This is a genomic window from Gemmatimonas sp. (assembly GCF_044344655.1).
Classification (GTDB): domain Bacteria; phylum Gemmatimonadota; class Gemmatimonadetes; order Gemmatimonadales; family Gemmatimonadaceae; genus Gemmatimonas.
Window position 1 is genome coordinate 1 of record NZ_JBIJCN010000023.1, and the last position, 16394, is coordinate 16394.

General features: G+C 65.8%; 7 protein-coding genes. 3 read left to right on the top strand and 4 right to left on the bottom strand.

Annotated features, from left to right (window positions below):
• Positions 1 to 192: 192 nt before the first annotated feature.
• Positions 193 to 1575, top strand: a complete 1383-nt coding sequence (locus ACIQ51_RS07905) for an amino acid permease (RefSeq protein ID WP_396204490.1) — start codon at positions 193 to 195, stop codon at positions 1573 to 1575.
• Between the two features lie 181 nt (positions 1576 to 1756).
• Entirely contained in the window at positions 1757 to 5017 is a 3261-nt protein-coding gene (locus ACIQ51_RS07910; RefSeq protein WP_396204491.1) for a carboxypeptidase regulatory-like domain-containing protein, read from the top strand.
• 195 nt (positions 5018 to 5212) lie between these two features.
• Here ACIQ51_RS07910 and ACIQ51_RS07915 read toward each other — a convergent pair whose 3' ends face one another.
• From ACIQ51_RS07915 to ACIQ51_RS07930, 4 genes are all read right to left on the bottom strand, one after another.
• Positions 5213 to 6100: an MlaD family protein gene (locus ACIQ51_RS07915; protein ID WP_396204492.1), complete on the bottom strand. Its 888-nt coding sequence runs from the start codon at positions 6098 to 6100 to the stop codon at positions 5213 to 5215.
• Between the two features lie 19 nt (positions 6101 to 6119).
• Entirely contained in the window at positions 6120 to 6911 is a 792-nt protein-coding gene (locus tag ACIQ51_RS07920) for an MlaE family ABC transporter permease (protein ID WP_396204493.1), read from the bottom strand.
• Between the two features lie 64 nt (positions 6912 to 6975).
• A complete protein-coding gene (locus ACIQ51_RS07925; RefSeq protein WP_396204494.1) occupies positions 6976 to 8061 on the bottom strand; it encodes an LptF/LptG family permease in 1086 nt (361 codons plus the stop codon).
• A complete protein-coding gene (locus tag ACIQ51_RS07930) occupies positions 8058 to 9713 on the bottom strand; it encodes an LptF/LptG family permease (protein ID WP_396204495.1) in 1656 nt (551 codons plus the stop codon). The genes ACIQ51_RS07925 and ACIQ51_RS07930 overlap by 4 nt, the downstream gene beginning before the upstream one ends.
• Before the next feature lie 146 nt (positions 9714 to 9859).
• Between ACIQ51_RS07930 and sprA the strand changes: the two genes are divergently transcribed.
• Positions 9860 to 16327 carry a cell surface protein SprA gene (gene sprA / locus ACIQ51_RS07935; protein WP_396204496.1) on the top strand — a complete coding sequence of 2156 codons (6468 nt, stop codon included), beginning with the start codon at positions 9860 to 9862 and terminating at the stop codon, positions 16325 to 16327.
• Positions 16328 to 16394 lie beyond the last annotated feature (67 nt).

Sequence of the window (16394 nt, forward strand, 5' to 3'; positions counted from 1 at the left end):
GCAGATCGCGACACCGCTCCAGAAGAGGGCGGACGACAAAGGAGATGCCAGCATGTGGGTGACTGCAGAAGCGACTGCGCGACGGACTGCATGCCGAAGCGCCAGCAGTCCATCGGGGAGTTCATGTCCAGAAGAAAACTAGGCGGTGTACCGAGGTGGTGAACCCCCGTCCCGCAGGCTAGCATAGCGACCATGGCCAACGCCCCCGCTCCTTCGCCCGCGGCTCCCCCGAACGCCGCCGCCGCTCCCGGTGAACTTCCCCGCTCCCTTGGTCTCTGGAGCGCCATCGCCGTGTTGGTCGGCACCACCATCGGCTCCGGCATCTTCCGGTCCCCCGCTGGCATCGCCGACAAGCTGCCCGGCCCCCTCCCGCTCATGGCGGTGTGGACGGTAGGTGGGCTCTTTGCCCTCTGCGGAGCGCTCACCCTCGCCGAACTCGCCGGCGCGATGCCGCGCACTGGTGGCTACTTCGTGTACATCCGTGAAGCGTGGGGGCGCCTGCCCGCGTTTCTGTACGGGTGGGCCGAGTTCACGCTCATCCGCGCCGCGGCGCTCGGGGGGATCTCCCTGACCTTCGCCCAGTATTTCCTGCGAGCCATGGGGATCGACCCCAGCATCGCCCCCTATGATGCCTATGCCCACTACATCGCGGCTGGCGCCCTGGTGCTGATGGCCACCATCAACGTGGTCGGGCTCAAGTGGGGCTCGCTCGTGCAGAACATCACGACCGTGGCCAAGTATGGCGGCCTGGTGATCATCGTCCTCCTGGCGCTCGCCCTCGGGCTGCCCCGGACCGGGGGGCACTTCACCCCCGCTACCCCGCCAGGAAGCTTCTCGGTGTCAGCCTTTGGCCTGGCGCTCGTCTCGGTGCTCTGGGCCTTCGACGGCTGGGGGGACCTCAGCAAGGTGGCCGGTGAGGTGAAGGACCCCGAGCGCACCCTGCCGCGCGCGATCGTGATCGGCACCGTGGCGATCATCGCGATCTATCTCTTGGCCAACATCGCCTACCTGTCGGTCCTCTCGGTCGAGGAGATGCGCCGGGCCCCGTTGGTGGCCGCTGATGTGGCGCTCCGCCTGATCGGCCCGATCGGCGTGACGCTCGTGTCGCTGACGGTGCTGCTCTCCACCTTCGGGTCGGTCAACGGTTCGCTGCTGACCGGCCCACGCATCTTCTTTGCGATGGCGGATGACGGGCTCTTTTTCAAGGCCGTGGCCAAGGTGCACCCCACCTTCAAGACCCCGTATGTGGCGATTCTCATGACGGGCGCGCTGGGGGTGGCCTTCGTACTGCTGCGCAGCTTCGAACAGCTGGCGGACATCTTCGTGACCGCCTCGCTGGTCTTCTACATCCTGTCGATCGGGGCGGTGTTCAAGTTGCGCCGGCGCCCCGATTGGAACCCGCCGGTCCGAACGCCGCTGTACCCCGTCGTCCCGGCGCTGTTTTGCCTCGCCGTCCTGTTCCTGCTGGGGAACGCCCTGATGGACCCCGCGCAGCGTGTGCCAACCCTCGGCGTGTTCGGCGTGATCCTGCTGGGGGTGCCGGTGTTCTACGCAACGGTCGGTCGCCGGGGCTGAGCTGTAGGCGCGCCCACCCCCCCCTCGATGTGGCACGCCCGTTACAAAGTCGGGCCCGTTCCGGTTGCCCCGAAAACCGGGCCTCCCTAACTTTTGCGACTATGACGGCCTTGCGCCATTCATAGTTGTTCCCGTTTGCGGAAACGCCCCGGGTACAGACGCCTTACCCTCCACAAAAACCATGCGAATCTCACGTTGGCTCGGAACCGCGGTCGCGGTGCTCGGCCTCTCACTGACCCCCTCCGCGCCGGTGCTGGCGCAGGGGACGACGACCGGCGCCATCGCCGGGACCGTCTCCGACTCGAAGAAGGCGCCGATCGCCAACGCGCAGATCGAAGTCGTCAACAAGTCGAACGGCGCCCGCACGGGCGCCATCACGCGCGACAACGGTCGCTACTTCGTGCCCAACCTCGAAGTGGGCCAGTACACCGTCAACGTGCGCCGCATCGGCTACAAGCAGTACACGGCGCCCGCGGTCACGGTCAGCCTCACGCAGACCACGCGCCTCGACATCGACCTCGAAGATCAGGTCGCGCAGCTCGCCGGCGTCACGACCCGCGCCGCGGCCGCGACGGCCGACTTCGCCGCCACCCGCACTGGCGCGCAGACGGTCCTCTCGGACACGCTCACGCGCCGCCTCCCCACGCTCAACCGTGACCTCACGGACCTTGCGCGCAACTCGCCGCAGGTGAACGTGTCGACCGACGGCCGCATTTCTGCCGCTGGCCAGAACAACCGCTTCAACAACATCCAGATCGACGGTGTGTCGCTCGCGAACCGCTTCGGTCTCGGGGCGTCGCCCACGGTCGGCGCGCAGGTCGGTGGCCGTGCGCTGCCCCTCGACGCCATCAAGGAATTCCAGATCCTCGTCTCGCCGTACGACGTGCGCCAGGGCAACTTCACCGGTGCGCTCATCAACGCCGTGACGCAGTCGGGCACCAACGAGTTCCACGGCTCGGCGTTCGTGTACTACCGCGACCAGCAGATGGGTCGCGACACGGCGTTCCTGCGCAACGCGCCGTTCCTGCGTCGCCAGCTCGGCGCTTCGCTCAGCGGCCCGATCTTCAAGAACAAGCTCCGCTTCTTTGCCACCGTCGAAACGAGCGATCAGAACTCGCCGGCCTCCGGTCCGTTCTTCGATCCCTCGGCGCCGAACGGGCTGGTGAACTCCCCCGTCGCCACCGCCCGCATCACGCAGGCGCAGATCGACTCGTTCACGAACAAGTTGTCGAGCTACGGCATCGCCGCCGGCGGCGTGGGCGTCCAGCAGAACGTCAACCCGCTGCTGAACACCTTCGTTCGTCTCGACTACCAGATCAACGACAAGCACCGCATGGTGCTCCGCAACATCTACAACGACCAGAAGGGCTTCGACTTCTCGCGGTCGCTCGGCACGTTCGCCTTCACGTCGAACGGTTTCGAGCGCACCGAAAAGTCCAACCAGGTCGTGGCGCAGGTCTTCTCGAACTTCTCGAATGGGTTCTCCAACGAGTTCACCGTTGGCCTGACCAACACCCGCTTCAAGCGTAACCCGGACGTGATCGCGCCCATGATCACCATCCAGAACATCGGTGGCCGTGGGTCAGGGATCGGGTTCCGTGCCGGTACCGAAAACAGCTCGCAGGGTAATGAGCTGCGCGAAGACCTGTACGAAATCTCGAACAACTTCACGATGCCGCTCGGCAACCACCTGGTGTCGATCGGTACCCGCAACGAGATCTACAAGGCCTACAACGCCTTCCTGCAGAATTCGTACGGCAACTACACGTTCGACTCGCTGTCGGTGTTCGTCGGCAACGGTCTCGCCAACTCGTTCCTCGGCTCCGGATCGCTCGGCGGCGACGTGGCGGCGCAGTTCACCTCGGCGCAGCTCGCCGGCTACGTGCAGGACCAGTGGACCGTCACCCCGCGCCTCACGGTGACCTACGGTCTGCGTCTCGACGTGCCGATGTTCTTCACCGAGCCGTCGTACGCCCCGCGCGTGCAGGACGCGTTCGGCTACGACACCCGCCAGCTCCCCTCGGGCAACCTGCAGTGGTCGCCGCGCGTGGGCTTCAACTGGGATGCGACGGGCGATCAGAAGAACCAGGTCCGCGGTGGCGCCGGTCTCTTCCAGGGTATCCCCGCCTACGTGTGGATGTCGAACCAGTACCAGAACACCGGCGTGGGTCTCGCGCAGATCAGCTGCGGTGCTGGTGTGGCCGCCAACAACGGCGTGTCGCCGACGTTCAACCCGAACCCGGTCGCGCCGCGCGGATGCGGCCCCCGCACGGGTGGCCTCCCGGGGCGTAGCCTCGACAACGCCACGGCGTTCGGCAACGTGAACCTCGCCGAGCCCGACCTCAAGTTCCCGCAGCTGCTCCGCGCCACCTTCGGCTACGACCGCAAGCTCCCGGGCAACGTGGTCGCCACGGTCGAAGGTCTGTACTCGCGCAGCATCAACAGCTTCTTCTACACCAACATCAACATTTCGAACACCAGCTACACCGCGGCCGACGGGCGCACCGCGTTCTCGCCGATCGGCGCGAACGGCGTGCCGGTCATCGCGCGTCCGCAGGCGGCGTTCGACAACGTCCTGCTGCTCTCCAATCAGAGCAAGGACTACAGCTACAGCATGACCGGGCAGCTCCGGAAGCGCTTTGAGGGCGGCTTCGAGGGCGGCGTGGCGTACACCTACAGCAAGGCGTACGCGGTGTCCGACCTGACGTCGTCGGTGGCGCTCTCCAACTGGCAGTTCGGCCGCGTGTACTCGGGCCAGCAGGGCGACCAGCCGCTCAACACGTCGCTCTTCGACCAGCCGCATCGCCTGCTCATCAACGGCACCTACACGGCGCCGTGGAAGAGCAACCAGACGAGCTTCACGTTCTACTACAGCATGCAGTCGGGTACCCCGTACGCGTTCGTCTACGGTGGCGCGGGTGGCCGCGGCGACCAGAACGGTGACGGCTCGAACGCCAACGATCCGATCTACATCCCCACGGGTGTGGGCGATCCGAAGCTCCGTTTCGTGAACCGCGGCTCGGGTGCAGCGACGGTCACGGCCGCGCAGCAGGAAGCGCTGCTCGACACGTTCATCAAGAACAACAGCTGCCTCGAGAGCCAGCGCGGTCGCATCATGGACCCCACGTCGTGCCGCAACCCGATGTTCACCCGCTTCGACGCGACCATCGAGCAGCAGCTCCCGTCGGTGACGGGTGAGAAGGTCTCCTTCCGCCTCGACATCTTCAACGTGGCCAACCTGCTCAACAGCAAGTGGGGCAAGGTCCGCTCCGCGACCGGCAACGGCAACGCCACGCTGCTCGAAGTGCAGAGCATGAGCAGCGCCGACGCGGCCACGCAGGTCCCGCAGGTGACGTTTGCGAACACGTTCAACCCGAGCTTCTCGCCGATCAACTTCACGCAGTTCTACCAGATCCAGGCGAGCCTGCGCTTCGCGTTCTGAGCGAGGCGGTAGGGTAAGGAATTGCGGGGGCGCGTCCTTTGGACGCGCCCCCGCTTTTTGTTGACAAGGGAGGGAGCAGGGGGAAGACGATCAGGAGGAAGAGCGAAGCCACGTCCTCCTTCCCCCGACAGCCCTCTTCTTGCTTCCTCCCGTGTAAAGCGAAAGGGCGCGCCGTCAGGCGCGCCCTTTCCTCTATCAAAAGATCTTGAGGTTGATGTACTTCCTCGGATTCCGTTTCAGGTCGATCGCCAGTGAGTCGAGACGCGCCAGCAGTGTATCCACGCGCGCGTACACCGAGGGGTCGTTCATCAACTTCCCGGCCGTGCCGGGGCCGTTGTTTACCTTGGCCACCAGCGACTGCACCTGCGCGTTCGTTTCTCGGAAGTCGCGTGAGAGCTGCTCGAAACTCGCGCTCGTGGCCCGAAGGTTCACGAGGGTCGAGTCCACTTTCGCGCTGTCCACCGACGACAGCGTCTTGCGCAGCTGCGCCTGCGTGAGCGTGAGCTGACGCGACTGCTCGGCGCTGATCTGACTGAGCTGGGACACGAGCTTCGTGAGGTCGGCCACCGTCTGGCGCACATCCTTCATGCCGCCCCCCTCCACGAACTGGCCGCGCGTTTCATCGGTGATTGCGCGCACATTGAGGGCGATCGAATCCCCCTTCTCGAGCAGCTGCCCCACTCCCGGTGACCCGGGGCCCGTGGGGATCGTGTCGCCGGGGGGAAGCTTACCCTCCACCCCCTTCACGGGCGTCAACGCAATCAGCATGTCGCCGAAGATGCCGTTGGCTTCCACCGAGGCGGTGGTACCGCTCGGGATCCGGTACTGATCCTGCACCTGCATCGTGACATCGAGCGTGCCGTCGGGAATGAGCTCCACCTTCTCGACAAAGCCCACCTGGACCCCGGCGAGCAGCACCGGCTGCCCCTGCTTGAGTCCCGCGCCCCACGGGAAGCGCGCATGCATGGTGTAGCCCTTCGACAGGCCGCCGCGGGCAATCCAGATCGTGCCGCCAAGCGCCAGCGCGATCGCCACCATCAGCAGGAGGCCTACCAGCAGTTCGTCTCGTCGTTTCGTGGTCATATCTGATGGGAAGACAGGCTCACGCCTGAATGAACGGAGCCAACACGGCCGCGACGATGGCGTCGAGCACGAGAATGGATACGGAAGCGATCACCACGGCGAGCGCCGTCGACCGGCCCACGCCTTCAGCGCCGGCTTCCGTGACGTACCCCTGGTACGAACAGACGAAGGAGATCGCCGCGCCGAAGCAGAACGCCTTGATCAGCGAGTACACCACCTGAAAGGCCGTGAACGCGAGGCGCAGACCGGCCACGAAGTCGTCGGTGCGCACATCGGTCGCAATCACGAGCGTGGCCCACGCGCTGAAGATCGCCGTGGCGTTGGCCAGCACCGTGAGGACCGGCAACATCACCAGCCCGGCAATGATCCGGGGCAGGGCCAGGTAGGCCACCGGATCGAAGCTCAGCGTTTCGAGCGCGTCGATCTGCTCGGTCACGCGCATCGTACCGATTTCCGCCGTCATGCGGGCGCCCACGCGCCCCGTGAGTACCAGCGCCGTCAGCAGCGGGCCCAGTTCGAGCACGATCGACTGCCGCACGATCAACCCCACCACCGACATCTGCACGCCGGGGAAGAGCTGGTAGCGTGTCTGGAACGCGGTGACGCCACCCAGGAAGGCGGCCACGATGACCGCTAGCGGCACCGAGTCCACGCCGATGTTCTTCATCTGGCGGATCGCCTCGGGCACCCAAGTGCCGGGGTCGCGCACCCCGCGCACGATGTCCCGCGCGAAATAGGCGCGCTTGCCGAATGCCTGCAGCACGCCAGCCACGCGACGCTGCGCCAGCCCAACGGTATAGGCCACCGGCATCAGCGTGCGGAGCGTAAGGAGAGGGGGCGCAGGATCGCGCGCGGCAGCATGGGCATTCGGGGGGTCAGGTTCGGACTCGGGCCAGCATCACGATACCAAAGATGCCCACGAGGAGATTGGGAATCCATGCCGCGGCCTCCGGCGTCATCAGCCCCTTGCCACCGATCGCTTTGGTGAGCTGGATCATCACGAGGAAGAACACCGTGGTCGCGAGGCTGACCGCAATGCCGTAGGCCGCACCGCCACGCTGCGAGCTGGTCGCCAGCGGGGCGCCGAACAACGCAATGATGAGGCAGGTGACCGGAATGGCGATCTTCAGCATCCGCTCCACGCGCAGCGTGTTCACGTCGGCCCCAGAGCGTTCCATTGCGCGGATGAAGCGCGTGAGTTCAGCGAAGCGCATCTCGCTCGGGTCCCGATCGGTGGCGCGCAGTTCTTGCGGCGTTTCCTTGAGACTGCGGTCCATCAGGGAATCGAAGGCGAACGCCAGGTCGGCGGTTTCATTGGGGATCACGTGCATGACCCCCGACTGCAGGGTCCATCCCCGCTTCGGCGTCCAGTCGCCGCGCTTGGCCGCGATCAGGAGCCCCGGCCGTTTCTCGCTCCCCCGCTCCTCGATCTCGATATTGTCGACCGACTTCCCGCGCACGTTCAGGGTGTAGATGCGGTATACGCGCCCCTGATCGCCCGCGAACGCGAAATTGTAGCGGTCATCGTCGGCGCTCCCCTGTGCACCGGCCAGGAGCGTGAGCCGTTCAGCGTTGGCCGGCGGCGCCACTTCACTGAACACAAGGTCGAGCCCCATGGCGAAGGTGGCCATGACCAGAATCGGCGCGATGAAGCGGTAGAAGCTGATCCCCGACGCCTTGGCCGCCGTGATCTCCGAATGGCGCGTGAAGGTGCCGATCGAGAAGACCGTGGCGAAGAGCACGGCCGCCGGCATGATCATGAAGAGCGTGTCGGGGATCCAGTACAGGTAGCTCAGCGCGAGCGCCTGCATGGTGAGCTTCTTCTCTTGGTACTTCCGCAGATTGTCCACGAGGTCGATCACGAACACGAGCACGGGGAAGCCCATGAGCGTGACACCGAAGATCCTGGTGAACTCCGTGGCGATGTAGCGATCGAGCGGGGTAATGAAGCGGCGACTCATGGGGTCACCGTCGGCCGGCTGGTGCGGCTTTCCCGCTCGAGCTGCCGGCGGACCTTGCGGTCGGCCCACCAGTCACGGAGCCCACCGCCGCGCGACGTATCGGTGGTGCTCTCCACGCGCCAGAGCAGCGCAATGCCGGCCAGAGCGAAGATCACGTTGGCGATCCACATCGCGACGTAGGCGGGGAGCCGCCCCTTATCGGCGAGCGCCTCGCCACCCATGAGACACACATAATAGAGGCCGAATACCACGATGCTCACGCCGATCGTCACACCCACGCCACCGCGCGGGAAGCGCAGCGCGATCGGCGGGCCGAAGAGCACGAACACCAGACAGGCGAACGACAGGGCAAACTTCTTGTGGATTTCCACCGCGAGCCCGTCCAGAATCTCGCGCTGGGCCAGCAGCTGCAGGCCCGCCGACTGCATCGCCCCCTGATACACCGTGGTGGTATCCACCACGGCCGTCGTCGGCACCGGGACCGGTGGGTTGGCGGCGGCCATGCCAGCGGCGGCCACGCTGTCGGCGGGGCGCTGCGAATCGGGCAGGACCGGCGTGCCCTGCATCGCCGTGCCGGTGACCGACCCGGGTACCGGCGGCGTTACCGGCGGCGCAATCACTAGTGGCTGGGCCGGTGGCTGGGCTGGCGGCTGCACCGCGCCCTGCGCCTTCGCCTTCTTGGGCAGCACCAATGCCGTCACGCTGCCCAGCAGCGTTTCGCAGTAGAACGTGGCCAGCACCTCCTTCTTGGGGCGCGGACGGCTCACCTTCACCGGCTTGCCGGGACCTACGAGGCGCCCCGCGTAGCCGATGTATTCCTGACGCAGTCGCGTGAACTCCTGTGACTGCCGGATGTACTCCCGGTGCATCTGACACACCGATTGTTCACGGTCCCCCCGGTAGCTGTCCTCGGCTGTGGCCTCGAACTGCTTGACGATCCCGCGGAGCTGCACCGTCTGTGTACGGAAGAAACTCCGCTGCAGCTTCTTCGCGTCCCCGCGCACGAACTCCTGCGCATAGCCGTCGTCGAGCTTCAGCTGGAGATCTTCGCCGTCGGTATCGAGCAGGAAGATGCCGCTGTCGGCGTAGATCGTCTGGCGCTCCGGTCCCTTGCGCAGGTCGTAGATCGTGACGTCGTACAGGCGGTTGGTCCGCGCATCGGTCCGCGCGACCCGCAGGAAGAATTGCTCGGTGATGGGATTCATCACCTGTTCGCGCAGCGCCAGCGTGGGCTTGGTCTTCGCGATGTCGTTGTTCAGGATGCGCAGGGCATGGTTGGTGCGAGGCAGCAGCTGGTCGTTGAACCAGACCATGAAGAGCGAGAGCAGAAACGCGCAGAAGAGCACCGGCGCCATGAGCGAGCGCACGCGCACGCCACTGGCTTTGAACGCGGTGATCTCATGCTCCGCCGCCATGCGGCCGAAGGCGTAGAGCGTGGCGACCAGCACCGCCATGGGGAGCGTCATGGCGATGGTGAAGGGGAGCGACAGCACGAAGAACTTGCCGATCGCCGCCCAAGGCAGTCCCTTGCCGGCCAGATTGGCCAGCTGGCGCGCCACGTACTGCAGCATGAGCAGTGACGTCAGCGCCGAAAGGGCGAACACGAGAGGGCCCGCGTGCTCGCGGATGACATAGCGGGTAAGGAGCTTCACGACGTAAATTCCCCGGAGACCACCCGTATAAGCAAGGGCGCGTCGCCTTGGATGTTGGCCAGGCGCGCCCGTCGTTCGAGACCGTACCGCGGTCCCTCGGGCAAACGCCCGGCGGCACGCCGCTGGTACCCCACGATCGGAGTTCGGTGCGCAGGCTGTTTCACGCGGTCGTAGTGGCCGCGGCGCTCGTCTGGGGCCCCGAGCCCCTGACCGCCCAAGAGGCGCCGGCCCGGGCCCCCATCCCCCTGCCGCCTGCCGCCAGGCTCCTGCGCGACTCCCTCGTGCTGCGGACCCGCGCCCGGCCCGGAGCGATCGACCGCTCCCCCGCCGTCCGTCCTGACCCGCAAGGGGTCGCGGAGCGCGCGGCGCAGGCGGCGATCCGCCTCCGCCAGCAGCGCCTGGCCGCCCGCTGGACGCGGACCGTCATGCGCGGGACCCCCAGCGATTCCGCCACCGGCACGGCGCCGGACGCCTCGGCGGTCGCTCGGCTCGCCCGCCCCGACAGCGGCCCCACCCCCGGGGCGTTGGTGCCGCTGGCCCCCGCGCGCCGTGCCGAGGCCACCCCCCTCGGGGCTGCCCGTGGGGCCGAATTCCTCGACGATCTCGGAGGCCTCGGCATCTCCCTCAACTCGCGCCTCGAGTCCAAGGTCCAGCGCAGCCGCAATGAACGCTGCACCACGGCCCAACTCACCATCGTCGGCAACAACTGCTCCGGCATCTTTCAGCCGGCCTTCGACTTCCAGTTCAACGTACGCTCCGGTGGCGTCGTGGCCGATCGGGTCTTCGTGAATGTGGACTACGACTCCCAGCGCGAATTCGACGCCTCGAACAACATCTCCGTCCGCTATCAGGGCAAGACCGACGAGATCCTCCAGACGTTGGAGGTGGGCAATGTGACCTTCCAGCCCCCCAACTCGCGCTTCCTCACGTCGGGCATTCCGTCGGGGAACTACGGCGTGCAGGCCACCGGGCAGTTCGGTCCCATGCGCTTCACGTCGATCGTGGCGCAGCAGAAGGGCAATGTGTCCAAGGACAACGTCTTCACCGTCGGCGAGCGCACGCAGCAGCAGGTCGATCGCGTGATCGAAGACATCCAGATCGAAACGCGGCGCTTCTTCTTCACGATCGATCCCCGGCAGCTCCCGGGCTATCCCAATGTGGACCTGCTGAACCGTCAGCAGATGCGCCAGCTTGCTTCGGCGCTCCCCGACTCCATCCGCCCGGTGCGCCTCTACGTGTACCGGCAGCTGCTCGGCGCCGCCAATCAGAACCCGCGCGGGCCCCAGTTCTCCGTACGTGGCGCGCGCAATCCATCGCGCCAGATCTACGAAGTGCTGCGCGAGAACGTGGACTACTATGTGGATCCGTCCATGCTCTGGATCGCGCTCGTGCGGCCACTCAATATCAACAACGAGCGTCTCGCGGTGGCCTATGAGGTCAACGTGAACGGGCAGCCCGGGCGCAACATCAACACCGGTGGAACCCCCGACATCGAGTTCACCACCGCCCCACAGTTCGCCAACCTGCTCTGGGAGCCGGAGCTGCAGCCGAACAACCCGGGGTACTTCTTCCGCGAGATCAAGTCGGTCTATCGTCTCGGGGGGGAAGACCTCCTGCGCAACTCGATCTCGGTGAAGCTCGTCACGGGCACGTCGGGCGATCAGGAAAAGCCCCTCGATCCGTCGCGTGGCGAAACGTACCTGCAGCTCTTCGGGCTGTCGCAGGCCACCAACTCGGCCACATTCGACGTGGAGAACCGCGTCTGGCCACGCCCGAACGACCCCAACTTTCGGGCCAATTTCTCGGGGACGGGACAGCAGAAGCTGATCCCCGACTACTTCGTCTTCTACCCGTCGTTGCAGCCGTTCGCGCGTGCGGGGCTCGCCCAGCCGGCGGCCAATCCCGCCAACGATACCCTCTATCGGTATCCCAACGAGTACATCTATTCGGCCCAGCGGCCACAGGCCATCTATCGGATGGCCGTAAGCTTCCTCTCCGAAGGCGGTGGGGAGAGCCAGTCCATCAAGCTCTCCACCATTCAGGTCCGTCCCAATTCGGAACGCGTGTCGGTCGAAGGGCGTGTGCTCGAGAAGGACAAGGACTACACGATCGACTACGATCTCGGCATCATCAACTTCACGCGCCCCGACACGCTCTTTGCCAGGCCCCGGCAGGTGGGGGTGCGCTATGAGGAGAATCCGCTGTTCGCGGCGGCGCCCACCACCATTCTCGGATTCGCCTCGCAGTTTCCGCTCGAGAACGGGCAGATCGCCTTCACCGCCATTTCGCAGCAGCAGCGCTCGAGTCTCAACCGACCGCCCCTCGGCTTCGAGCCGGTGGGCTCGCTCGTAGCCGGACTGACCGCCAACATGCAGTGGGACGCCACCGCCTTGTCGTCGCTGGTGTCCAAGTTGCCGCTGCCAACAAGCACCACGCGCTCGCGGATCGCGCTCCAGGGCGAGTTCGCGATGAGCAAGCCGCAGCCCAATGCGGCCGGGCAGGCGTACGTGGAGAGCTTCGAGGGAGAGGCGGAGCGGCAGATCCCCCTCGCCGAAGGCGCCTGGTATTTCGGCGCACGCCCCGCCCTCGGAAATTCGCTCGCCTCGGTGGGCAACAGTGTCTTCTCGCTCAATCGCGCGGCAACGCTGGCCTTCCAGAACAATGGCGTGGACGCGGCCGGCAACTTGGCGCAATTCAACATCCAGCAGATCGACCCTGCGGTTCGCATCGTGGGCAGTGGCGTGCAGCCGTCGGAACAGCTGCTCTGGATGACGCTCTATCCGCTGAAAACCGGCGGCGTCTTCGATTTCGTGCCGGGGACGGGCACCCGACGCTTCGCCTGGACGATTGGCGACAACAGCCTTGTCGGGGCCACGCCGTCGGGGCGTCGCTGGCGCTCCCTGCGTACGGTCCTCAGCCCGAGCGGCGCGGATCTTTCGCGCATCGAAAACATCGAGTTCTTCGTGCTCCTTCGCTCGGAAGAGTCGAAGCTGCGTCGCAATCCCACGCTCGTCTTCGACTTCGGTGATCTGAGCGAGAACAGTGTGGCGTTCGCGCCGGAAACCCTCACGGTGAATGCGCCGGTGCGCGCCGGTCTCCCCGTCGACACGACCTTCCGCGGGAAGCGTCTGGTGGGGTACAACCGCCTTGACTCCGAACGTGACCCGCTCTCTCGTGCTTTCAACGCGGTGGAGAACGATCGGGGTATCGCCGGTGACATCGCCGATACGCTCGTGGTGGTGAACCGGACCGGGGCCACCCCCGTGGTGACGGTCGAGAACCGTGTGCCGCTGTGCACGCAGTCACTTCAGGTGGTGCAGGTGCTCGGCGACAGCCGAGCCAATTGCACAGCGCGCAACAATCGTCTCGACGAAGAGGACATCGACCTCGATGGTCAGCTCAACTTCGACGATCCCAGCGGCGCGCAGGAGCAGCTGAAGCGGTTCGTCGTGGACCTCGGTGACCGGAAGAACTGGACGCGGGTGGGACGCTGCTATCAGCAGCGCGACTCGTCCTCGGCCGGCGTCACCACGGATTCGCTGTGCTGGGTGCAGGTACGCCTCAACTGGCGTGCGTCCACCGAGGAGCTCAACAATCCCAACGATCGGCGCATGCGCGCCATGCGCCTCACGATGGTCTCGAGCGCCGAGACCCGCGATGACGACTTCACGCGCATCGCTCTGGCGCGCCTGCGCCTCGTGGGAGCGCCATGGCTCAAGCGCGGTCCGGAGCCGCTGACTGGGATGGCCGGCGACTCCACCGGAACGCTCGGTGGCTATGTGATCGCCAGCGTGGTGGGCACCTTGGACTCCACCGCCGCCCTGCCGTACACCGCGCCGCCTGGTGTCGCGGAAACACCAGAGAACCGGCAGTCCGGCTATGAGAACCAGCGCATCCAGGTCAACGAGCGCGCGCTGCGCTTGCAGGCCGGCTTACCCGGGCGGCAATTCCGCCCGTTCGATCGTGCCGAGGCGTTCTTCCGCTTCCCCGAAGGCACCAAGACGTTCATGGGGTACCGCACGCTGCGCCTCTGGATGCGTGGTCGCGGCAACGGCTGGGGAGAGCAGGGAGAGCTCAACGGCTACGTGAAGATCGGCCGTGATGAGCACAACTTCTACATGTATCGCACGCCGGTGAACTCTGGGCCTGGCCAAAGTTCGTGGCTCCCCGAGGTGCGCGTGGACCTCACGCGCTTCCAGATGCTGCGCGCCCGCCTGGAGAATGCCTTCCTGTCCGGCAGCGCCGATTCCGTGCAGTGCAGTGGGGCCGATCTCGAGCTCATTCGGCGCTCGGGCAAGCCTCGTGGTCTTCAGGTGCGCCGCTACGCCGTATGTGAAGACGGCTACATCGTCTACAGCGCCGATCCTGCCGTCACGCCGCCAAATCTTGCCGGTGTGCAGGAGCTTTCGGTGGGCATGGTGCGCGTGGACAGTATCGCGCGCGGCGGCTCGGGGATCATGAATGGCGACACGCTCGAACTCTGGGTCAACGATCTTCGTCTCACCGACGTGGTCGATGACATCGGGTTCGCTGGCGAAGTGGGTGTCAGTATGAACGCTGGTGATCTTGCTGATTTCAGGGTGAATGTGAGCCGCCGGGATCCCAACTTCCGTCAGCTCAACGAAACGCCCTCGTTCCTCACCACGAGCGGCGTCAGCGTGGGCACCACGCTGCATCTCGACCGCATGCTGCCGGCACGACTCGGCATTTCTATGCCGTTCACCGTCGACTACGCGTCGAGTGGGGTGCAGCAGCTGTTCATCAACCGGTCCGACGTGCGCGCGGAGGGGATCGACGGGCTGCGTAACCCGCGCGACCGGCGGGTGAACTACAGTCTGTCGTTACGGCGGGCTGCGCCTCTCGAGAAGGGATGGTACGCCCCCCTCGTGAACGGCTTGGCGCTCAACGGCATCTGGAGTACCTCGGGCTCCCAGAGCGCCTTCCAGGAACTCAGCACCAGCAACTACGCCCTCTCGGGGGGGCTCAATCTGTCGGGTGAGTCCCGCGACAGCCGATTGCCCGGGTTCGTCGATGCGCTCTTCCGCCTGTTGCCGCGGCGCCTGCGGGAATCGCAGGGGATCCGCACCTTCCGCGACCAGCGCATCCGGTGGGCGCCCACCGCCTTCCGTCTGGGCAGCTCGTTGGCGCGCAACGCGAATTCTACCACGTCGTTCACGAAGTCGGCGGCGTCACTCACGGACACGGGTCAGGTCACCAACGGGTTGACCCACTTCTGGCAGAACACGGCCTCCCTCGAGTTCCGGCCGATCACCACGCTCAATGCGACGGTGAATGCGCGGCAGCTGCTCGATCTGCGTGACTATCGTGGCCTCCCAGGTCAGCCCGACAGCACCGACCGTGGGCAGGCGGCATTCGCCGAGCGCCTCTCGCTGTTGGGCAGCAATCTGGGGCTCGAGCGCGAGCGGTCGCTCACGTCATCGCTCAACTTTTCGCCGACGATCTCGGCGTGGCTGCGCCCGCGCGTGGACTTTACGAGCAACTTCACGCTCAACAAGGATCCCAACGCGCGTGCCCTGCTGCGTGAGCAGGACACGACCGGTGCCTTCCGCCTGCCCACGCGGTTGGGGGCGGCGCAGTCGCTCAACCTCGGGACCACCATTGATCTTGGGCGCTTCATCACGACGCGGACGGCCGAGCGCACCCTCCTACGGCGCGTGGGGAGCCTCTTTGCTCCGGTGGATGTCCAGTGGCAACAGAGCCTCACGTCCAACTACGACAACACCGCGTTCATTCCGGGGTTCGGCTATCAGTTCGGTCTCGGCGGTGTGGACCTGTATCGCGGGGTCACTTCGAACCTCGCCACCACGGCAGGACGGTTGCGCCGCGGCACCATTGCCGGGTCGCTCAACCTGCCGTTTTCACTCACGCTGCAGTCGCGGGTGGAAAGCGGGACCACGGATACCTGGACGCGCCGGACGCTTGATGGCTTCCAGGCGGTCATCACGAGCACCCAGCTCACGCGTCCCGACCTCACCGTACGCTGGAGCTGGCGCCCCCAGCGACTTCGCCGGATCATCTCCCTGCTCAGCGTAAACGGCCGCTACGTGATTTCGGAGCAGGAGACGACCATCCCCAACGAAACCGGTGGTCTCGCCGATCGCAGTCGCACGATTGCGCGTAGCCAACCGCTCTCGGGGACCATCACGTGGACATTCCTTGGGAATCTCAGTACCAACGGCTCCTATGATCATCAGCGACGCGAGGACCTGCGCCCCGGCGCAGTGACCAACGGCGACACGCGCCGGATGTCGTTCGATGTGGCCCGCTCGTTCCGCCTGCCGAAGAAGTGGAACACCCGAAACGGCCTCATGCGCACGTCGGTGTCGTACCAGAGCGAAGAGACGTCGAGCATCGTGAACGGCACGAGCGTGGCCACCGGTACGGCGGCCGCCACGACCGCGACGAGCGTGCTGACCAACAATGGACGGCGCGCGTTCAATCTCAACGCGAACACCGATTTGTCGGAGCTGGTGAGCTTTACGCTCACCGGCAGCCGCGTGCTCAACTTCGATCGCAACTTCAACCGCCAGACGTCCAATATCATCTTCTCGGCGGTCCTCCAGCTGCGGTTCTTTGCGGGGGAGATGCGCTGAGCGGCGGTCGGTGATCTTCGCCGGTGACGGACCGTAGAATCGATCCAAGGCTCGTTCTTGCGATGAC

What these genes read in the sequence shown, in the direction of transcription:
- ACIQ51_RS07925 (WP_396204494.1), bottom strand. Translation starts at nt 8,061, where the DNA reads ATGAGTCGCCGCTTCATTACCCCGCTCGATCGCTACATCGCCACGGAG.
- ACIQ51_RS07915 (WP_396204492.1), bottom strand. Translation starts at nt 6,100, where the DNA reads ATGACCACGAAACGACGAGACGAACTGCTGGTAGGCCTCCTGCTGATG.
- ACIQ51_RS07910 (WP_396204491.1), top strand. Translation starts at nt 1,757, where the DNA reads ATGCGAATCTCACGTTGGCTCGGAACCGCGGTCGCGGTGCTCGGCCTC.
- ACIQ51_RS07905 (WP_396204490.1), top strand. Translation starts at nt 193, where the DNA reads ATGGCCAACGCCCCCGCTCCTTCGCCCGCGGCTCCCCCGAACGCCGCC.
- ACIQ51_RS07920 (WP_396204493.1), bottom strand. Translation starts at nt 6,911, where the DNA reads ATGCCGGTGGCCTATACCGTTGGGCTGGCGCAGCGTCGCGTGGCTGGC.